Consider the following 20,072-nt stretch of genomic DNA (forward strand, 5'->3'; position numbering starts at 1 on the left):
ATTCGAGACTCTGTGCGCGCCCAGCAAAGAAGAGAGTTAGAACGAGATGTCCATCCGCTCGAAGATCACCTACACCTTCACCGACGAAGCACCCGCCCTTGCCACCTATTCGCTTCTTCCCATCGTAAAAGCCTTCGCCGCCTCCGCCGGCATCGACGTAGAAACCCGCGACATCTCTCTTGCAGGCCGCATCCTGGCCTCCTTCGCCGACAAACTCGGCGACCAGGCCATCGAAGACGACCTGGCCTACCTGGCCCAACTGGCCACCGTCCCCGAAGCCAACATCATCAAGCTGCCGAACATCTCCGCTTCGGTACCGCAGCTCAAGGGCGCCATCGCCGAGCTGCAGAAGCTGGGCTACGCCGTTCCGGACCTCCCGGAAGACCCGCAGACCGACGAAGAAAACGACACCCGCGCGCGCTACGCCAAGGTCCTGGGCAGCGCCGTGAACCCGGTCCTGCGCGAAGGCAACTCCGACCGCCGCGCCCCCGCCGCCGTGAAAGCCTACGCCCGCAAGCACCCGCACAGCATGGGCAAGTGGAGCATGGCTTCGCGCTCCCACGCCGACTACATGCGCGGTGGCGACTTCTTCTCCAGCGAGCAGTCGGTGACCATTCCGAAGGCCGGTGACGTCCGTCTCGAGTTCGTCGGCAAGGACGGCAAGGTCGAGGTCAAGAAGACCCTGAAGATGCAGGAAGGCGAAGTCCTCGACAGCATGTTCATGAGCTGCGGCAAGCTGCGCGACTTCTTCGAGAAGACCCTGCAGGACTGCAAGGAAACCGGCGTCATGTGGTCCCTGCACGTCAAGGCGACCATGATGAAGATCTCCCACCCGATCGTCTTCGGCCACGCCGTGACCGTCTACTACAAGGACGTGTTCGACAAGTACGGCAAGCTGTTCGAAGAGCTGGGCGTGAACCCGAACAACGGCATTTCCAGCGTTTACGACAAGATCAAGTCGCTGCCCGCCTCGCAGCAGGAAGAAATCCTCCACGACATCCACGAGGTGTACAGCCACCGCCCGGAAATGGCGATGGTCGACTCGGTCAAGGGCATCACCAACCTGCACATCCCCAGCGACGTGATCGTCGACGCCTCCATGCCGGCGATGATCCGCAACTCCGGCCAGATGTGGGGCAAGGACGGCAAGCAGAAGGACACCAAGGCGGTAATGCCGGAAAGCACCTACGCCCGCATGTACCAGGAGATGATCAACTTCTGCAAGACCAACGGCGCCTTCGACCCGACCACCATGGGCAGCGTGCCGAACGTCGGCCTGATGGCACAGAAGGCCGAGGAGTATGGCTCCCACGACAAGACCTTCGAGATGGAAGCCGATGGCACCATGCGCGTGGTCGACGCCGACGGCAAGGTACTGATGCAGCACGAAGTACAGGCCGGCGACATCTGGCGCGCCTGCCAGACCAAGGACGCCCCGATCCGCGACTGGGTCAAGCTGGCCGTCACCCGCGCCCGCCAGTCCAACACCCCGGCCATCTTCTGGCTGGACCCGGAGCGCGCCCACGACAATGAGCTGCGCAAGAAGGTCGAGCTGTACCTGCAGGACTACGACCTGACCGGCCTGAACATCAGCATCAAGGACTACAACGAAGCCATCCGTACCAGCATGGAGCGCCAGATCCGCGGCCTGGACACCATCTCCGTGACCGGCAACATCCTGCGCGACTACCTGACCGACCTGTTCCCGATCATGGAGCTGGGCACCTCGGCCAAGATGCTGTCCATCGTTCCGCTGATGGCCGGCGGCGGCATGTACGAGACCGGCGCCGGCGGTTCGGCGCCCAAGCACGTACAGCAGCTGGTGGAAGAGAACTACCTGCGCTGGGACTCCCTGGGCGAGTTCCTGGCCCTGGCCGTCTCCTTCGAGGAAGAAGGCATCAAGACCGGCAACGCCAAGGCCAAGGTCCTGAGCAAGACCCTCGACGAAGCCACCGGCAAGCTGCTGGACAACAACAAGTCGCCGTCGCGCAAGGTTGGTGAAATCGACAACCGCGGCAGCCACTTCTACCTGGCGATGTACTGGGCCCAGGCCCTGGCCGCGCAGAACGACGACGCCGAACTGAAGGCCCACTTCAGCGCACTGGCCAAGACCCTGACCGAGCAGGAAGCGACCATCGTCGCCGAACTGAACGGCGTCCAGGGCAAGCCGGCCGACATCGGCGGTTACTACCGCTCCAACCCGGAGCTGACCTCGCAGGTCATGCGCCCGAGTGCGACCTTCAACGCCGCAATCGACGCACTGGCGTAAGCCGCTTCGCGTGACACCAGAACCCCGGGCCTGCCCGGGGTTCTGCTTTCCGCACCCCGCCACGTTAAACTCGCGCCTTCCGACCTAACGAGATCGCAACCATGCGCTGGCTAGCACACGTCACCGTCGCCACCATCGTCGAAGACCAGGGCCGCTTCCTGCTGGTGGAAGAAATGTCCGCTGACAAAAAGCAGGTCTTCAACCAGCCCGCCGGCCACCTGGAAGCCAACGAAACCCTCATCGAGGCCGCCGAACGCGAAACCCTCGAGGAAACCGGCTGGGCCGTGGAGCTGACCGCTGTCACCGGCATCTACCTCTACACTGCGCCGAGCAACGGCGTGACCTACCAGCGTGTATGCTTCGCCGCCCGCCCCTTGCGCCACCACCCCGAGCGCGCACTGGACGACGGCATCCTCGGCGCCCGCTGGATGACCCGCGACGAACTCGCCGCGCAACCCGAGCGCTGGCGCAGCCATCTGGTGCTGCGCTGCATCGACGACTATCTGCGGGGCGAGCGCTATCCGCTCAGTCTGATCAAGGCCTGATGCGCAAGCAGCGCCTCTGCCGCCCGGCTCTGGTAGAATCTCCGCCTTTACCTGCACCCGTGATGCGCCACCATGTCTGATTCCGCTCCTTCTTCGCTGAAAAGCCCCCAGAACACCCGCGTCATTGTCGGTATGTCTGGCGGCGTGGATTCCTCCGTCTCCGCCCTCCTCCTCAAGGAACAGGGGTACCAGGTGGAAGGCCTGTTCATGAAGAACTGGGAAGAGGACGACGGCACCGAATACTGCACCGCCATGACCGACCTGGCCGACGCCCAGGCCGTCTGCGACCGTATCGGCATCCAGCTGCACACCGCCAATTTCGCCGCGGAATACTGGGACAACGTCTTCGAACACTTCCTCGAAGAGTACAAGGCCGGCCGCACACCGAATCCGGACATCCTCTGCAACCGCGAGATCAAGTTCAAAGCTTTCCTCGACTACGCGCTGGCCCTGGGCGCCGACCTGATCGCCACCGGCCACTACGTGCGCCGCCGCGATATCGACGGGCGCAGCGAGCTGCTCAAGGGACTGGACCCGAACAAGGACCAGAGCTACTTCCTGCACGCTGTCGGCGGCGAGCAGATCGGCAAGACCCTGTTCCCGGTCGGCGAACTGGAGAAGCCCGAGGTCCGCGCCATCGCCGGGAAATACGGCCTGGCCACTGCGAAGAAGAAGGACTCCACCGGCATCTGCTTCATCGGCGAGCGCCGTTTCAGCGACTTCCTCAAGCAGTACCTGCCGGCCCAGCCGGGTGACATCGAGACCACCGACGGTACCGTCATCGGCAAGCATGTCGGCCTGATGTACCACACCATCGGCCAGCGCCAGGGCCTGGGCATCGGCGGCCTGAAGAACGCCGACGACAGCCCCTGGTACGTGCTGGAGAAGGATCTGGTGCGCAACGTCCTGGTCGTCGGCCAGGGCAACGACCACCCGTGGCTGTTCTCCCGCGCCCTGCACGCCTCGCACATCTACTGGGTCAACCCCATCGACCTGGACCAGCCCAAGGTCCTGCGCGCCAAGGTGCGCTACCGCCAGGCCGACCAGGACTGCACACTGGAACGCACCGAGAACGGCTACCGCGCCGTCTTCGACGAGCCGCAGCGCGCCGTGACCCCGGGCCAGTCCGTGGTCTTCTACGACGGCGAAATCTGCCTCGGCGGCGGCGTCATCGAATCCGCAGAACCCGCGTTCGCTAAGGACCGTAAATGAGCGATCTGCACGACCAGATCATTGCCCTCTCCGGCGTCTTCGAAGCCGCCTCTCTGGTAGACCGCCTCGCCCGCACCGGGCAGATCCCCGAGGCACCGCTGGGCTGCATGCTCGGCAGCCTGCTGGTGCGCGACCCGAAGACCACCCTCGACGTCTACGGCGGCGACACCGCCAACCTGCGCGAGGGCTTCCGCGCCCTGGTCAGTGCCCTGGAGCGTGACCCCAACAGCCTGCAGCGCGAGCCACTGCGCTACGCCCTGTCGCTGATCGGCCTGGAACGCCAGTTGAACAAGCGCGACGACATGCTCGACCTGATGGGTAGCCGCCTCGACCAGATCCAACAGCAGGTCCAGCACTTCGGCCTGGTCCACGAGAACGTCATCGCCTCCTGCGCCGGCCTCTACCAGGACACGCTGAGCACCTTCCGCCAGCGCATCCAGGTACACGGCGACATGCGCCATCTGCAGATCAACGCCAACGCCGCACGCATCCGCGCCCTGCTGCTGGCCGGCATCCGCTCCGCGCGCCTGTGGCGACAGCTCGGCGGCAACCGCTGGCAGATGCTGTTCAGCCGGAAGAAAATGCTCAACGAGCTGCGCCCCCTGCTGCGCGGCTGAAACACCTTCTACCGGTCGCCGCAAAGGCGACCGGAGCGCCACTTTCGTGTATGATGTGCGCCCTTTTCGTTGACCTCCAGCCACGAGAACGCCCCATGCAGCTTTCCTCCCTTACCGCGGTTTCCCCCGTTGACGGCCGTTACGGCAGCAAAACCAGCGCCCTGCGTCCGATCTTCAGTGAATACGGCCTGATCCGTTTCCGCGTCCTGGTGGAGGTTCGCTGGCTGCAGCGTCTCGCCGCCCATGCCGGCATCCCTGAAGTCGCCCCCTTCTCCGCCGAAGCCAACGCCCTGCTGAATCAGCTGGCCGATGACTTCCAGTTGGAGCACGCGCAGCGCATCAAGGACATCGAGCGCACCACCAACCACGACGTCAAGGCCGTGGAATACCTGCTCAAGGAACAAGCCGCCAAGCTGCCGGAACTGGCCGAGGTCAGCGAGTTCATCCACTTCGCCTGCACCTCCGAGGACATCAACAACCTGTCCCACGCCCTGATGCTGCGCGAAGGCCGTGATACCGTGCTGCTGCCGCTGATGCGCCAGATCGCCGACGCCATCCGCGAGCTGGCGGTGCAGTTCGCCGAAGTGCCGATGCTCTCCCGCACCCACGGCCAGCCGGCCTCCCCGACCACCCTGGGCAAGGAACTGGCCAACGTCGTCTACCGCCTGGAGCGCCAGATCAAGCAGGTCGCCTCGGTCGAACTGCTGGGCAAGATCAACGGCGCCGTGGGCAACTACAACGCCCACCTGTCCGCCTACCCGCAAGTGGATTGGGAAGCCAACGCCCGCGAATTCATCGAAGGTGACCTGGGCCTGAACTGGAACCCCTACACCACCCAGATCGAGCCGCACGACTACATCGCCGAGCTGTTCGACGCAGTGGCGCGCTTCAACACCATCCTCATCGACTTCGATCGCGACGTCTGGGGCTACATCTCCCTGGGCTACTTCAAGCAGAAGACCGTCGCCGGCGAGATCGGCTCCTCGACCATGCCGCACAAGGTCAACCCGATCGACTTCGAGAACTCCGAAGGCAACCTGGGTATTGCCAACGCCCTGCTCCAGCACCTGGCCAGCAAGCTGCCGATCTCCCGCTGGCAGCGCGACCTGACCGACTCCACCGTGCTGCGTAACCTGGGCGTCGGCTTCGCCCACAGCGTCATCGCCTACGAAGCCAGCCTCAAGGGCATCGGCAAGCTGGAGCTGAATGCCGCGCGCATCGCCGATGACCTGGACGCCTGCTGGGAAGTCCTGGCCGAGCCGGTACAGACCGTCATGCGCCGCTACGGCATCGAGAACCCCTACGAGAAACTCAAGGAGCTGACCCGCGGCAAAGGCATCAGCGCCGAAGCCCTGCAGGTGTTCATCGAAGGCCTCGACATGCCGGCAGAAGCCAAGGCCGAGCTGAAGAAACTGACCCCCGCGAACTACATCGGTAACGCCGCCGCCCAGGCCAAGCGCATCTGAGATTCGCCCTGACTTTGCACGCCCGGCTGTGCCGGGCGTTTTTGTTTCAAGGACTTAACCATGAATCCTGTTATTCCTCTTCAGCTTTTGGGCGGCATCAGCGCCGAAGAATTCCTCCGCGATTACTGGCAGAAAAAGCCTCTGCTGGTGCGCCAGGCCATCCCCGACTTCAAGAGCCCACTGGAGCCTGACGAACTGGCCGGCCTGGCCCTGGAAGAGATGATCGAATCGCGCATCGTCGTCGAGCACGGCGGCAGCCCGTGGGAACTGCGCCGCGGCCCGTTCAAGGAAGAAACCTTCAAGGACCTGCCCGAGCGCGACTGGACCCTGCTGGTGCAGGCCGTCGACCAGTTCATCCCGGAAGTCGCCGAACTGCTGGAACATTTCAAGTTCCTGCCCAGCTGGCGCATCGACGACGTGATGATCAGCTACGCAGCCCCCGGCGGCGGTGTCGGCCCGCACTTCGACAACTACGACGTGTTCCTCCTCCAGGGCCACGGCCATCGCCGCTGGAAGATCGGCCAGACCTGCGATGCCAGCAGCCCGATGCTGCCTCACGCCGACCTGCGCATCCTCGCCGAGTTCGAAGAGAGCGCAGAATGGGTGCTGGAGCCCGGCGACATGCTCTACCTGCCGCCGCGCGTGGCCCACTACGGCATCGCCGAAGACGACTGCATGACCTACTCGGTCGGTTTCCGCGCCCCCAGCGCCGCCGAAGTGCTGACCCACTTCACCGACTTCCTCGCCCAGTTCCTCTCCGACGAGGAGCGCTACAGCGACGCCGGCATGAGTGCGGTGAAGGGCGACGAAGACCAGCACAAGATCCAGAGCGACGCTCTCGACCGCCTGAAAAACCTGCTGCAGGAACACATGAGCGACGAGCGCCTGCTGCTCACCTGGTTCGGCCAGTTCATGACCGAGCCGCGCTACCCGGAACTGGTCGCCGGCGAGGAAATCGAGGAAGACGAACTGACCAGCGCGATTGCCGAGGGCGCCGTACTGATCCGCAACCCCAGCGCGCGCATGGCCTGGAGCGAAGTGGACGTCGGCCTGCTGCTGTTCGCCAGCGGCCAGACCGTGGTCCTGCCGGAAAAGCTCCGCGACCTGCTCAAGCTGGTGTGCTCGGCCCAATCGCTGCACGAAGAGAATCTCGGCCAATGGCTGGCCGATGAGGATGGGCGTAAGCTCGTTGGAGAACTGATCAAACAAGGCAGTCTGGAGTTCGCCGATGAGTAGCAAGATCAGGGTTCGCGTGGCGGACTGGCAAAAGGATAATGCCGACCTGCGGCGCATTCGCGAGGCAGTGTTCATCGCCGAGCAATCGGTTCCGCCGGAACTCGAATGGGACGCCGAGGACGTCGAAGCCGTGCACTTCCTGGCCTTCGAAGGTGACTACGCCATCGGTACCGCCCGCCTCCTGCCCGACGGGCATATCGGCCGGGTGTCGGTCCTCAAGGACTGGCGCGGCCTGAAGGTCGGCGACCAGCTCATGCGTGCCGCCATCGAGGAAGCCGAACGCAAGGGCTTGAAACGCCAATTGCTGACCGCCCAGGTCTACGCCATTCCCTTCTACGAACGGCTAGGCTTCAAGGTGGCCAGCGGCGAATTTCTCGACGCCGGCCTCCCCCACGTGGACATGGTGCGCGAAAGCGACTGAGGCAACATAATGGACAACGTCCCGGAGCAAGACGACCTCCCGGTGGAACTGCCGGACATCGAGTTCCAGTCTCCGGGACGTTTCGCCATCCACAACCCACCCAGCGAAGCGCTGCCACCCGAGACGCTGGAGCCTGCGCCGTTTCGCCTCGGCAAGAATGACCAGTTGCACCGCTTCAGCAAGCCCGAAGACGCCCGCGCCCACGCCCTGGCACTGATGCAGCAGGCGCAGCGCACACTCTACCTCTACACCCCCGACCTGGAGCCCTGGCTGTACCACCACAGCAGCATCCAGGAGGCCTGCACCCAACTGCTGCTGGGCAATCCGCGCAATCGCCTGATGATCCTGGTACGCGACAGCAGCCGCGCGGTGAAGGAAGGCCATCGCCTGCTCAACCTCAGCCGGCGCCTCTCCAGCTACTGCCAGATCCGCCGGATCAACCCCGACTATCCGAGCGAAGAACACGCCTTCCTGCTGGCTGACGAGTGCGGCCTGCTGCTGCGGCCAGCGCCTGGCGAGCATGCCGGCTACGTCTACTACAACAATCCCGGTCGCACCCGTCAGTTGCTGGCACAGTTCGAACAAACCTGGAACACCAGCCTGCTCGACCCGAACCTGCGGAGTTTCCTGATTTGAGCCGACGCCCTTTCGCCCTGCTTCTCGCCTGCGGCATCAGCCTCGCCGCCGTCGCGGCACCGCGCACCGAGATCATTCCGCTCAACTACCGCACCGCCGAAGACGTGCTGCCGGTAGCGCAGTCGGTGCTGGGCAACGAAGGACGCGTCAGCGCCTATGGCAACCAGCTCGTGGTGAACGCCGAACCCGCAAAGATCCGCGAACTGCAACAGGTGCTCAATCAACTGGACACCCGCCCCCATCAACTGCTCATCAGCCTCGACACCAGCGACAACAGCCAGGGCAACCAGAGCGGCTATTCCGTGAACGGCTCGGTCAGCGCCGGCAACGTGGAAATCCAGAGCGGCCGTGGCGAAGTGAACGGTCGTGACCAGGTACGCATCATCAACCGCTCCACCAACAGCCGCGGCGGCGGTACCCAGCAAGTGCGCGCCACCGAAGGCTCGCCGGCGCTCATCCAGGTCGGCCAGAGCCAGCCGGTAACCAACGCGGGCATCGGCCCCTACGGCCAGGTCTACAGTCAGACCGAATACCGCGACGCCAACCAGGGCATGTACGTGACCGTCAGCCTCACCGGCAATCTCGCGCACATCACCCTGAGCACCCGCAACGACCGCTTCAACGGCAACTACCAGGGCTCGATGAACACCAGCGCCACCGAAACCCGGGTCAGCGGCCCGCTCGGCCAATGGATCGAGATCGGCGGCGTCAGCGAAAGCAACCGGAGCACCCAGAGCGGTTTCGCCCGCCACTACAGCACCCAGGGCCGCAACGACAGCAGCCTGCGGGTGAAAGTCGAAGTCCTCGACTAACCCCTCCGAAGGTGACTTGCCGGTCCTCGTTAGACCTTCGTGTAGTAGTCTAAAAAAAACACTACAAAACGTTTGACGAACGCTCGTTTGAAAGGGCATGATGGCCTCGCTCCCGCTAACCAGAGGGCCTCAAAGCCCTCCGGATCGCGCCAGCGGCCCACCCGTCGCGCCGGTCCGTGTTGTTAAGCCCACAAGGCGGATCGACGAGGTTGCGACTGGCAAGAGGTTGTCCTGAGGGACGGGGAAGCAAGCCTGAGTAACAGCACGAAGTGACGGATTCAGCCGTCCACCATCGCCCAACGGCTGCCACGAGCCGGCAAGCGATTCTGGATGTCACCGCTGCAGTCACGAGTCTGTACGCCGCGCCACCCCACTCCTCCAGCGTCACTCCTTCTTTCGGTCGCCCCTTCGCCATCCCGCGGCGAGCAACCCGCAGCCAATTCCGTTTCGATACAGGTCTTGAGTGGGTAAGTCGGTGCTCAACCACACACATACTTTGAAGGATTGACCATGTCAGCTTATCAAAACGACATCAAAGCCGTTGCCGCCCTGAAAGAGAAAGCCGGCAACAGCTGGAGCGCTATCAACCCCGAGTCGGTTGCCCGCATGCGCGCTCAGAACCGCTTCAAGACTGGTCTGGACATCGCCAAGTACACTGCGGCCATCATGCGCAAGGACATGGCCGAGTATGACGCCGACTCCTCCGTCTATACCCAGTCGCTGGGTTGCTGGCATGGCTTCATCGGTCAGCAGAAGCTGATCTCGATCAAGAAGCACCTGAAGACCACCAACAAGCGCTACCTCTACCTGTCCGGCTGGATGGTTGCCGCGCTGCGTTCCGACTTCGGCCCGCTGCCCGACCAGTCCATGCACGAGAAAACCGCAGTATCGGGCCTGATCGAAGAGCTCTACACTTTCCTGCGCCAGGCTGACGCCCGCGAACTGGATCTGCTCTTCACCGCCCTGGACAGCGCTCGCGCCGCTGGCGACAAGGCCAAGCAGGACGAGATCCAGGCTCAGATCGACGGCTACGAAACCCACGTCGTACCGATCATCGCCGATATCGACGCCGGCTTCGGCAACCCGGAAGCCACCTACCTGCTGGCCAAGCGCATGATCGAAGCAGGCGCTTGCTGCATCCAGATCGAAAACCAGGTTTCCGATGAGAAGCAGTGCGGCCACCAGGACGGTAAAGTGACCGTTCCGCACGAAGACTTCCTCGCCAAGATCAACGCTGTTCGCTACGCCTTCCTCGAGCTGGGTGTTGACGATGGCGTGATCGTTGCCCGTACCGACTCCCTGGGTGCCGGCCTGACCAAGCAGATCGCCGTGACCAAGCAGCCGGGCGACCTGGGCGACCAGTACAACTCCTTCCTTGACTGCGACGAGATCAGCGCCGCCGAGCTGCAGAACGGCGACGTGGTAATCAACCGCGGCGGCAAGCTGCTGCGTCCCAAGCGCCTGGCTTCCAACCTGTTCCAGTTCCGCAAGGGCACCGGCGAAGACCGCTGCGTCCTGGACTGCATCACCTCGCTGCAGAACGGCGCCGACCTGCTGTGGATCGAAACCGAGAAGCCGCACGTTGGCCAGATCAAGGGCATGGTTGACCGCATCCGCGAAGTCATCCCGAACGCCAAGCTGGTTTACAACAACAGCCCGTCCTTCAACTGGACCCTGAACTTCCGCCAGCAGGTGTTCGATGCGTTCGTCGCCGAAGGCAAGGACGTTTCCGCCTACGACCGCGCCAAGCTGATGAGCGTCGAGTACGACGAGACCGAACTGGCCCAGGTTGCTGACGAGAAGATCCGCACCTTCCAGCGTGACGGTTCCGCCCACGCCGGCATCTTCCACCACCTGATCACCCTGCCGACCTACCACACCGCCGCGCTGTCCACCGACAACCTGGCCAAGGGCTACTTCGCCGACCAGGGCATGCTGGCCTACGTGAAGGGTGTTCAGCGTCAGGAATTGCGTCAGGGCATCGCCTGCGTCAAGCACCAGAACATGGCTGGCTCGGACATCGGCGACAACCACAAAGAGTACTTCGCTGGCGAAGCCGCTCTGAAAGCCTCGGGTAAAGACAACACCATGAACCAGTTCCACTAAGGAACCCGGTTCGACCGGCCCCTCGGGCCGGGAGGCAGCGCAAGACCCCGGCATCCGCCGGGGTTTTGTTTTTCCGCTTGGCCCAATTGCCAGCCACCCTCCTCCGGCCCGCCAAGGGCAGATCCGCATCGACATGCCAGCCTCGGACTTCCCTCCATCGAGAACTGGAAAGTCCATGCCCAAGCGCAACCGCCTCGCCCTCGCCGCCCACCTGATCCAGCGCCTGCCACGCCTCCTTCACGAACCGCTGCTCAGTCGCCTGTTCTGCTCCCAGGTGCGCTTCGCCGGTACCGCCAAGGTGCGCATCCAGAAGCTGTCCGGCGACGAAGTCCGAATGAGCCTGGCCAACCATCGTCAAGTGCGGAACCACATTGGCGGCGTGCATGCCGCCGCTACGGCGCTGCTCGCCGAATCCGCCAGCGGCTGCATGGTCGGCATGAACCTGCCCGACCACAAACTGCCACTGATCAAGACCCTCAAGGTCGACTACCTGCGCCGCGCCAGCGGCGGGCTGCGCGCCATCGCCACACTGACGCCGGAACAGCGCCATGCCATGCTTACGGATGACCGAGGCGACACGCTGATCCCGGTAACCCTGCTGGACGATAGCGGCGGCGAGCCGGTTCGCTGCGAAATGCACTGGGCCTGGGTCAGCAAGAAGAAATGAACCACCCCGAAGGGAGGGGTCGTCCAACAAAGCAGGAAAGGGATAATTGAATGTCGAAGAAGCGGCGAAATAAGAGCCTCGCCGCTTATATGTAGTAAAGTTACGGACATACAACACCGCAAATGATAATACTTATCATTTATGAGGTGCCAATTTATTGCGGCCAAATACCTCGAAAGTACTATTCGACCAAAGCCGAAGTGCCGGCACACTAGGCGTTGTGAACCGCGCAGGCAGTGGCCTTACGGAAATGCAAAAGCCTTTTGCCCGTTTTAGAAGCATCTGTTTGTGTTGGAAAAATTTACTTGCTGAAGGCTTTGGGCATAAAATTGGAAAGATGACCTGAACCCTTAGCTCGCTATCCTTGAGTTGCCGGGTTCGCAGTAGTCGGGCCTTGCGCCCGAAACCCAAGACAATCGTTATTTGTAGGAAGGAGTATCGGCATGCCCAATCCAGCTGAACTTGCAGCTCAACACTGGGGACTCGCCGCCTTCCTTTTAGGAGTGCTGGGCCTGCTCGGCTTCATGCTAGGGGTTTCCAGTCTGCTTGGCAGTAAGGCATTTGGTCGCAGCAAGAACGAACCGTTCGAATCCGGGATCGTTCCTACCGGCAGCGCACGCCTGCGTCTGTCGGCAAAATTCTATCTGGTCGCGATGCTCTTCGTGATCTTCGACGTCGAAGCCCTCTTCCTTTTCGCCTGGTCAGTGTCCGTCCGTGAAAGCGGCTGGGCCGGTCTGATCGAGGCAACCATTTTCATAGCAATTCTGTTGGCAGGTCTTGTCTACCTGTGGCGTATCGGCGCGCTCGATTGGGCGCCGGCGGCACGTCGCGCACGGCAGGCGAAGCTAAAACAATGAGGCTTTGGCGATGCAATACAAACTTACCCGGATCGATCCGGATGCGCCCAATGATCAATACCCGATCGGCCAGCGCGAAACGGTAGAAGACCCGCTCATCGAAGGGCAGGTCCACAAGAACATCTTCATGGGCAAACTGGAGGATGTTCTCAACGGTGCGGTGAACTGGGGTCGCAAGAACTCCCTTTGGCCGTACAACTTCGGTCTGTCCTGCTGCTACGTGGAGATGACCACGGCGTTCACCGCGCCGCACGACATCGCCCGTTTCGGCGCCGAAGTGATCCGTGCATCGCCGCGCCAGGCTGACTTCATGGTCATCGCCGGCACCTGCTTCATCAAGATGGCTCCGGTCATCCAGCGCCTGTACGAGCAGATGCTGGAACCCAAGTGGGTGATCTCGATGGGTTCGTGCGCCAACTCCGGCGGCATGTACGACATCTACTCGGTCGTTCAGGGGGTCGACAAGTTCCTCCCCGTGGACGTGTACATCCCCGGCTGCCCGCCCCGTCCGGAGGCGTTCCTGCAAGGCCTGATGCTGCTGCAGGAATCCATCGGCCAGGAGCGTCGCCCGTTGTCCTGGGTTGTAGGCGATCAAGGCATCTATCGTGCCGACATGCCTGCCCAGAAGGATCTCAAGCGCGAACAGCGCATTGCGGTCACCAACCTGCGCAGCCCCGACGAAGTGTGATCCGGCCCTCCACGAGAGGCCCGTATTCACTCCACCGTTGACCGAGTGTGACTTAAGACTATGAATGCAGACTCCGCTCTGTACATCCCGCCTTACAAGGCAGACGACCAAGACATCGTCGTCGAACTGAATTCCCGCTTTGGCGCCGAGACCTTCACCGTCCAGGCCACCCGCACCGGCATGCCGGTGCTCTGGGTGTCCCGTGAGCGCCTGATCGACGTCCTCACCTTCCTGCGCAACGTACCCAAGCCGTACGTCATGCTCTATGACCTGCACGGGGTCGACGAGCGCCTGCGCACCCACCGTCGCGGCCTGCCGGGCGCCGACTTCAGCGTGTTCTACCACCTGATGTCGCTCGAGCGTAATAGTGACGTGATGATCAAGGTGGCCTTGTCCGAGGGCGACCTCAACCTGCCCACCGCCACCCGTATCTGGCCGAACGCCAACTGGTACGAGCGTGAGGTCTGGGACATGTACGGGATCACCTTCACCGGTCACCCGCACCTGACCCGCATGCTGATGCCGCCGACCTGGGAAGGTCACCCGCTGCGCAAGGACTACCCGGCGCGCGCCACCGAGTTCGACCCTTACGCGCTGTCCGCCGCCAAGCAGGACCTCGAGCAGGAAGCCCTGCGCTTCAGGCCCGAAGACTGGGGCATGAAGCGCCACGGCGAGAACGAGGACTTCATGTTCCTCAACCTCGGCCCGAACCACCCGTCCGCGCACGGTGCGTTCCGCATCATCCTGCAGCTGGACGGTGAAGAGATCCTCGACTGCGTTCCGGAGATCGGCTACCACCACCGTGGCGCCGAGAAGATGGCCGAGCGTCAGTCCTGGCACAGCTTCATTCCGTACACCGACCGTATCGACTACCTCGGCGGTGTGATGAACAACCTGCCGTACGTGCTCTCGGTCGAGAAGCTCGCCGGCATCAAGGTACCGCAGCGCGTCGACGTCATCCGCATCATGATGTCGGAGTTCTTCCGCATCCTGAACCACCTCCTCTACCTGGGTACCTACATCCAGGACGTGGGCGCGATGACCCCGGTGTTCTTCACCTTCACCGACCGCCAGCGCGCCTACAAGGTCGTCGAGGCCATCACCGGCTTCCGCCTGCACCCGGCCTGGTACCGCATCGGCGGCGTCGCCCACGACCTGCCGCGCGGCTGGGACAAGCTGGTCCGCGAGTTCCTCGACTGGATGCCCAAGCGCCTGGACGAGTACGAAACCGCCGCCCTGAAGAACAGCATCCTGCGTGGCCGTACCATCGGCGTTGCCCAGTACAACACCAAGGAAGCGCTCGAGTGGGGTACCACCGGCGCCGGCCTGCGCGCTACCGGTTGCGATTTCGACCTGCGCAAGGCACGCCCCTACTCCGGCTACGAGAACTTCGAGTTCGAGGTTCCGCTGGCCCACAACGGCGACGCCTACGACCGCTGCATGGTCAAGATGGGTGAGATGCGCCAGAGCCTGCGCATCATCGAGCAGTGCCTGAAGAACATGCCCGAAGGCCCGTACAAGGCCGACCACCCGCTGACCACGCCGCCGCCCAAAGAGCGCACGCTGCAGCACATCGAAACCCTGATCACCCACTTCCTGCAGGTTTCCTGGGGCCCGGTCATGCCGGCCAACGAAGCCTTCCAGATGGTGGAAGCGACCAAGGGCATCAACAGCTACTACCTGACGAGCGATGGCAGCACCATGAGCTACCGGACCCGCATCCGGACGCCCAGCTTCGCGCACCTGCAGCAGATTCCGTCGGTGATCAACGGCAGCATGATCGCTGACCTGATCGCCTATCTGGGCAGTATCGACTTCGTTATGGCCGACGTGGACCGCTGATCATGAGTACCCTTATCCAGACTGATCGTTTCGAACTCAGCGAAACCGAGCGCTCGGCCATCGAGCACGAGATGCATCACTACGAGGACTCCCGCGCGGCGTCCATCGAAGCCCTGAAGATCGTCCAGAAGCAGCGCGGCTGGGTGCCGGACGGCGCCATCGGCGCCATCGCCGACATCCTCGGCATTCCGGACAGCGACGTCGAAGGCGTGGCGACCTTCTATAGCCAGATCTTCCGCCAGCCGGTCGGCCGCCACATCATCCGCGTCTGCGACAGCATGGTCTGCTACATCGGCGGCCACGAGTCCGTGGTTGGCGAGATCCAGAAGCAACTGGGCATCGGCCTCGGCCAGACCACTGCCGACGGCCGCTTCACCCTGCTGCCGGTGTGCTGCCTGGGCAACTGCAACAACGCCCCAGCGCTGATGATCGACGACGACACCTTCGGTGACCTGCGTCCCGACGGCGTCGCCAAACTGCTGGAGGCCTACGCATGAGTCGCCTCACCTCCTACGGTACGCCCAACCGCACCGCGCGCGCGGCCGAAACCCATCCGCTGACCTGGCGCCTGCGTGACGACGGCGCCCCGGTCTGGCTGGAGGAATACCAGTCGAAGAACGGCTACGCCGCCGCGCGCAAGGCGCTGGCTCAGATGGCCGCCGACGACATCGTCCAGACCGTCAAGGACTCCGGTCTCAAGGGTCGCGGCGGGGCGGGCTTCCCCACCGGCGTGAAGTGGGGCCTGATGCCCAAGGACGAATCCCTCAACATCCGCTACCTGCTGTGCAACGCGGACGAGATGGAGCCCAACACCTGGAAGGACCGCATGCTCATGGAGCAGCTGCCGCACCTGCTGGTGGAAGGCATGCTGATCTCCGCGCGCGCCCTCAAGGCCTACCGCGGCTACATCTTCCTGCGCGGCGAGTACGTCGACGCCGCCCGCAACCTGAACCGCGCCATCGATGAAGCCAAGGCCGCAGGCCTGTTGGGCAAGAACATCCTCGGCAGCGGTTTCGATTTCGAGCTGTTCGTGCACACCGGCGCCGGTCGCTACATCTGTGGCGAAGAGACCGCGCTGATCAACTCGCTGGAAGGCCGCCGCGCCAACCCGCGCTCCAAGCCGCCCTTCCCCGCCGCCGTTGGCGTCTGGGGCAAGCCCACCTGCGTGAACAACGTCGAGACCCTGTGCAACGTGCCGGCGATCGTCGAGCACGGCGTCGACTGGTACAAGGGCCTCGCCCGTCCGGGCAGCGAAGACATGGGCACCAAGCTCATGGGCTTCTCCGGCAAGGTGAAGAACCCCGGCATCTGGGAACTGCCCTTCGGCCTTCCGGCCCGCGAGCTGTTCGAGGACTACGCCGGCGGCATGCGCGACGGCTACAAACTCAAGGCCTGGCAGCCGGGCGGCGCCGGTACCGGCTTCCTCCTGCCGGAGCACCTGGATGCCCTGTTCTACGCCGGCGGCGTCGCCAAGGTCGGCACCCGTATGGGGACCGGCCTCGCCATGGCGGTGGACGACAGCGTCAACATGGTTTCGCTGCTGCGCAACATGGAAGAGTTCTTCGCCCGCGAATCCTGCGGCTGGTGTACGCCGTGCCGTGACGGCCTGCCGTGGAGCGTGAAGGTACTGCGTGCGCTGGAGAAAGGCGAAGGCGCCCAGGGCGACCTGGAGACCCTCGAGCAGCTCGTCAACTTCCTCGGTCCAGGCAAGACCTTCTGTGCCCACGCACCGGGTGCCGTCGAGCCGCTGGGCAGCGCACTGAAGTATTTCCGTCCCGAGTTCGAAGCGGGCATTTCCCGCCAGGCTCAGGCCGTACAAGCACCGCAGACCGTCGGCGCTTGATGCTTTGTTCGCCGGGCGCAAGCGTCCGGCGTTGTTTCGTTGTAGCGCCGCGGCGTGCCGCAGGCCCGATGAAACCGTGATTTCTATTAGCCACGCCCGCTGACAACGGGCCAACGAAGACTTAGACCCATGGCCACGATCCACGTAGACGGCAAGACGTTAGAAGTCGACGGAGCGGACAACCTGTTGCAGGCCTGCCTCTCCCTCGGTCTCGACATCCCCTACTTCTGCTGGCACCCGGCGCTCGGTAGCGTCGGCGCCTGCCGCCAGTGTGCGGTCAAGCAATACACCGACGAGAACGACAAACGCGGTCGCCTCGTCATGTCCTGCATGACCCCCGCCACCGACAACACCTGGATTTCCATCGAAGACGAAGAGGCCAAGCAGTTCCGCGCCAGCGTCGTCGAATGGCTGATGACCAACCACCCGCACGACTGCCCGGTCTGCGAGGAAGGCGGTCACTGCCACCTGCAGGACATGACGGTGATGACCGGCCACAACCAGCGCCGGTACCGCTTCACCAAGCGCACCCACCAGAACCAGGAGCTCGGCCCGTTCATCGCCCACGAAATGAACCGCTGCATCGCCTGCTACCGCTGCGTCCGTTACTACAAGGACTACGCCGGCGGCACCGACCTGGGCGTCTATGGCGCGCACGACAACGTCTACTTCGGCCGTATCGAGGACGGTGTGCTGGAGAGCGAATTTTCCGGCAACCTGACCGAGGTCTGCCCGACCGGCGTGTTCACCGACAAGACCCACTCCGAGCGCTACAACCGCAAGTGGGACATGCAGTTCGCCCCGAGCATCTGCCACGGCTGCTCCAGCGGCTGCAACATCAGCCCCGGTGAGCGCTACGGCGAGATCCGCCGCATCGAGAACCGCTACAACGGCTCGGTCAACCACTACTTCCTCTGTGACCGCGGCCGCTTCGGCTACGGCTACGTCAATCGCGAAGACCGCCCGCGCCAGCCGCAGCTGATGCTGAGCAAGCAGAAGCTCTCGCTGGACGGCGCCCTGGACCAGACCGCCGCCCTGCTCAAGGGCCGCAAGGTCATCGGCATCGGTTCGCCGCGCGCCAGCCTGGAAAGCAACTACGCCCTGTCCGCCCTGGTCGGCGCGCAGAACTTCTACAGCGGCATTTCCGCCGACGAGCTGCAACGCCTGCAACTCGTCCTGAAAGTCATGCAGGACGGCCCGCTGCCGGTGCCGACCCTCCGTGACATCGAAGAGCACGACGCGGTATTCGTGCTCGGCGAAGACCTGACCCAGACCGCCGCCCGTATCGCCCTGGCCCTGCGTCAGTCGGTCAAAGGCAAGGGTGAGGACATGGCCGCCGCGATGAAGATCCAGCCGTGGCTCGACGCCGCGGTGAAGACCATCGCCCAGCACGAGATGAACCCGCTGTTCATCGCCAGCCTGGATGAAACCCGCCTGGACGACGTTGCCGCCGAGTGCGTGCACGCCGCCACCGAAGACCTGGCCCGCCTGGGCTTCGCCGTGGCCCACGCCATCGATGCGAGCGCCCCGGCCGTGGCCGGCCTCGACGGCGAAGCCGCCGCCCTCGCCCAGCGCATCGCCGATGCCCTGCTCAAAGCCAAGCGTCCGCTGGTCATCTCCGGTACCTCGCTGGGCAGCAACGCCCTGATCGAAGCCGCGGCCAACATCGCCAGTGCGCTGAAGAACCGCGAGAAGAACGGCTCCCTGAGCCTGGTCGTTCCGGAAGCCAACAGCCTGGGCCTCAGCATGTTCGGTGGCGCCTCGGTTGAAGCCGCCCTGGAGCAGTTGACCTCCGGCGCCGCCGATGCCGTGGTGATCCTGGAGAACGACCTGTACCGCCGCGCCGACGCCGCCGTCGTCGACGCTGCCCTGGCCGCCGCGAAGATCGTCGTCGTCGCCGATCACCAGCAGACCGCTACCAGCGCCAAGGCCACCGTCCTGCTGCCGGCCGCCAGCTTCGCCGAAGGCGATGGCACCCTGGTCAGCCAGGAAGGCCGCGCCCAGCGCTTCTTCCAGGTCTACGATCCGACCTACTACAACGCCGACAACCTGGTTCGCGAAGGCTGGCGCTGGCTGCACGCCCTGCACAGCACTCTCGAAGGCAAGCGTGTCGACTGGACCCAGCTGGACCACGTGATCGACGCCGTCGTCGCCGCCAAGCCGCAACTGGCCGGCATCCGCGACGCCGCGCCGAACGCCGCGTTCCGCATCAAGGGTCTGAAGCTGGCGCGCGAGCCGCACCGCTACTCCGGGCGTACCGCCATGCGCGCCAACATCAATGTCAGCGAGCCGCGTCAGCCGCAGGACATCGACTCCGCGTTCGCCTTCACCATGGAAGGCTACGCCGGCAGCGCCGAACCGCGTCAGCAGATTCCGTTCGCCTGGTCCCCGGGCTGGAACTCGCCGCAGGCCTGGAACAAGTTCCAGGACGAAGTCGGCGGTCACCTGCGCGCCGGCGACCCGGGCGTGCGCCTGATCGAAGCCAAGGGTCAGGCCCTGTGGTTCAGCGAGGTCCCCGCGCCGTTCCACACCGCCGCCAGCCAGTTCAAGGTGGTGCCCTTCTATCACCTGTTCGGCAGCGAGGAGAACTCCGCCAAGGCCGCACCGGTGCAGGAGCGCATCCCGCAGACCTACGTCACCCTGGCCAAGTCCGAGGCTGACCGTCTGGGCGTCAACGAAGGTGCGATCATCCGCCTGACCGTCAAGGGTCAGGAACTGCGCCTGCCGCTGCGCGTCAGCGAAGAGCTCGGCGCCGGCCTGGTCGCCCTGCCGATCGGTCTGCAGGGCATTCCCGCCGGCGTCATCGGCGCTGTCGCTGAAGGTCTGCAGGAGGCTGCCCAATGAGCTTGATGAGC

The 20,072-nt window shown here is 63.8% G+C and carries 17 protein-coding genes; all 17 read left to right on the top strand.

Annotated elements, in window-relative coordinates; genetic code table 11:
• Positions 1-46: 46 nt before the first annotated feature.
• The gene (locus ACYCAX_RS00955; RefSeq protein WP_294972504.1) at positions 47-2,269 is read left to right on the top strand and encodes an NADP-dependent isocitrate dehydrogenase; all 2,223 of its coding nucleotides are present in this window, start codon (positions 47-49) and stop codon (positions 2,267-2,269) included.
• Positions 2,270-2,370: 101 nt separating this feature from the next.
• Positions 2,371-2,814, top strand: coding sequence for an NUDIX hydrolase (locus tag ACYCAX_RS00960; RefSeq protein ID WP_294972500.1), 444 nt, complete (start codon positions 2,371-2,373; stop codon positions 2,812-2,814).
• Positions 2,815-2,886: 72 nt separating this feature from the next.
• Positions 2,887-4,026 (top strand): tRNA 2-thiouridine(34) synthase MnmA, encoded by a 1,140-nt coding sequence (gene mnmA / locus ACYCAX_RS00965; RefSeq protein ID WP_162140830.1) that lies wholly within the window; start codon positions 2,887-2,889, stop codon positions 4,024-4,026.
• The gene (gene hflD, locus ACYCAX_RS00970) at positions 4,023-4,643 is read left to right on the top strand and encodes a high frequency lysogenization protein HflD (RefSeq protein WP_294972495.1); all 621 of its coding nucleotides are present in this window, start codon (positions 4,023-4,025) and stop codon (positions 4,641-4,643) included. Before mnmA ends, hflD begins: the two co-directional genes overlap by 4 nt.
• 95 nt (positions 4,644-4,738) lie before the next feature.
• Positions 4,739-6,109: an adenylosuccinate lyase gene (gene purB / locus ACYCAX_RS00975; RefSeq protein WP_294972492.1), complete on the top strand. Its 1,371-nt coding sequence runs from the start codon at positions 4,739-4,741 to the stop codon at positions 6,107-6,109.
• Between the two features lie 60 nt (positions 6,110-6,169).
• Complete coding sequence (locus ACYCAX_RS00980) at positions 6,170-7,345, top strand: ribosomal protein uL16 3-hydroxylase (protein ID WP_015477470.1); 1,176 nt, start codon at positions 6,170-6,172, stop codon at positions 7,343-7,345.
• Entirely contained in the window at positions 7,338-7,766 is a 429-nt protein-coding gene (locus ACYCAX_RS00985; RefSeq protein ID WP_294972487.1) for a GNAT family N-acetyltransferase, read from the top strand. Before ACYCAX_RS00980 ends, ACYCAX_RS00985 begins: the two co-directional genes overlap by 8 nt.
• A gap of 9 nt (positions 7,767-7,775) precedes the next feature.
• On the top strand, positions 7,776-8,402 hold the full coding sequence (locus tag ACYCAX_RS00990) for a DUF7931 domain-containing protein (RefSeq protein ID WP_294972484.1): 627 nt from the start codon (positions 7,776-7,778) through the stop codon (positions 8,400-8,402).
• Entirely contained in the window at positions 8,399-9,214 is an 816-nt protein-coding gene (locus ACYCAX_RS00995; protein WP_015477473.1) for a secretin N-terminal domain-containing protein, read from the top strand. Before ACYCAX_RS00990 ends, ACYCAX_RS00995 begins: the two co-directional genes overlap by 4 nt.
• 510 nt (positions 9,215-9,724) lie before the next feature.
• Positions 9,725-11,320, top strand: coding sequence for an isocitrate lyase (locus ACYCAX_RS01000; protein WP_015477474.1), 1,596 nt, complete (start codon positions 9,725-9,727; stop codon positions 11,318-11,320).
• 175 nt (positions 11,321-11,495) lie between these two features.
• Positions 11,496-11,987 (top strand): DUF4442 domain-containing protein, encoded by a 492-nt coding sequence (locus tag ACYCAX_RS01005; RefSeq protein ID WP_015477475.1) that lies wholly within the window; start codon positions 11,496-11,498, stop codon positions 11,985-11,987.
• Positions 11,988-12,430: 443 nt separating this feature from the next.
• On the top strand, positions 12,431-12,844 hold the full coding sequence (ndhC, locus tag ACYCAX_RS01010; protein WP_015477476.1) for an NADH-quinone oxidoreductase subunit A: 414 nt from the start codon (positions 12,431-12,433) through the stop codon (positions 12,842-12,844).
• A gap of 10 nt (positions 12,845-12,854) precedes the next feature.
• On the top strand, positions 12,855-13,532 hold the full coding sequence (locus ACYCAX_RS01015; protein ID WP_015477477.1) for a NuoB/complex I 20 kDa subunit family protein: 678 nt from the start codon (positions 12,855-12,857) through the stop codon (positions 13,530-13,532).
• A 60-nt stretch (positions 13,533-13,592) separates the two neighbouring features.
• Positions 13,593-15,374 (top strand): NADH-quinone oxidoreductase subunit C/D, encoded by a 1,782-nt coding sequence (nuoC, locus tag ACYCAX_RS01020; RefSeq protein WP_460247251.1) that lies wholly within the window; start codon positions 13,593-13,595, stop codon positions 15,372-15,374.
• Complete coding sequence (gene nuoE / locus ACYCAX_RS01025; protein WP_460247314.1) at positions 15,371-15,871, top strand: NADH-quinone oxidoreductase subunit NuoE; 501 nt, start codon at positions 15,371-15,373, stop codon at positions 15,869-15,871. The genes nuoC and nuoE overlap by 4 nt, the downstream gene beginning before the upstream one ends.
• Complete coding sequence (nuoF, locus tag ACYCAX_RS01030; protein WP_015477480.1) at positions 15,868-17,217, top strand: NADH-quinone oxidoreductase subunit NuoF; 1,350 nt, start codon at positions 15,868-15,870, stop codon at positions 17,215-17,217. The genes nuoE and nuoF overlap by 4 nt, the downstream gene beginning before the upstream one ends.
• 129 nt (positions 17,218-17,346) lie before the next feature.
• Positions 17,347-20,061 carry an NADH-quinone oxidoreductase subunit NuoG gene (gene nuoG / locus ACYCAX_RS01035; protein WP_460247252.1) on the top strand — a complete coding sequence of 905 codons (2,715 nt, stop codon included), beginning with the start codon at positions 17,347-17,349 and terminating at the stop codon, positions 20,059-20,061.
• The last annotated feature ends 11 nt before the right edge of the window (positions 20,062-20,072 follow it).

The organism is Pseudomonas sp. MT3 (assembly GCF_054720805.1).

Bases quoted from the DNA above. Each gene is read 5' to 3' on its own strand.
- ndhC (WP_015477476.1), top strand. From the start codon at position 12,431: ATGCCCAATCCAGCTGAACTTGCAGCTCAACACTGGGGACTCGCCGCC.
- ACYCAX_RS00960 (WP_294972500.1), top strand. From the start codon at position 2,371: ATGCGCTGGCTAGCACACGTCACCGTCGCCACCATCGTCGAAGACCAG.
- nuoC (WP_460247251.1), top strand. From the start codon at position 13,593: ATGAATGCAGACTCCGCTCTGTACATCCCGCCTTACAAGGCAGACGAC.
- ACYCAX_RS01015 (WP_015477477.1), top strand. From the start codon at position 12,855: ATGCAATACAAACTTACCCGGATCGATCCGGATGCGCCCAATGATCAA.
- nuoG (WP_460247252.1), top strand. From the start codon at position 17,347: ATGGCCACGATCCACGTAGACGGCAAGACGTTAGAAGTCGACGGAGCG.
- hflD (WP_294972495.1), top strand. From the start codon at position 4,023: ATGAGCGATCTGCACGACCAGATCATTGCCCTCTCCGGCGTCTTCGAA.
- ACYCAX_RS00990 (WP_294972484.1), top strand. From the start codon at position 7,776: ATGGACAACGTCCCGGAGCAAGACGACCTCCCGGTGGAACTGCCGGAC.
- purB (WP_294972492.1), top strand. From the start codon at position 4,739: ATGCAGCTTTCCTCCCTTACCGCGGTTTCCCCCGTTGACGGCCGTTAC.
- ACYCAX_RS00985 (WP_294972487.1), top strand. From the start codon at position 7,338: ATGAGTAGCAAGATCAGGGTTCGCGTGGCGGACTGGCAAAAGGATAAT.
- ACYCAX_RS01005 (WP_015477475.1), top strand. From the start codon at position 11,496: ATGCCCAAGCGCAACCGCCTCGCCCTCGCCGCCCACCTGATCCAGCGC.
- ACYCAX_RS00980 (WP_015477470.1), top strand. From the start codon at position 6,170: ATGAATCCTGTTATTCCTCTTCAGCTTTTGGGCGGCATCAGCGCCGAA.
- ACYCAX_RS01000 (WP_015477474.1), top strand. From the start codon at position 9,725: ATGTCAGCTTATCAAAACGACATCAAAGCCGTTGCCGCCCTGAAAGAG.
- mnmA (WP_162140830.1), top strand. From the start codon at position 2,887: ATGTCTGATTCCGCTCCTTCTTCGCTGAAAAGCCCCCAGAACACCCGC.
- ACYCAX_RS00955 (WP_294972504.1), top strand. From the start codon at position 47: ATGTCCATCCGCTCGAAGATCACCTACACCTTCACCGACGAAGCACCC.
- nuoF (WP_015477480.1), top strand. From the start codon at position 15,868: ATGAGTCGCCTCACCTCCTACGGTACGCCCAACCGCACCGCGCGCGCG.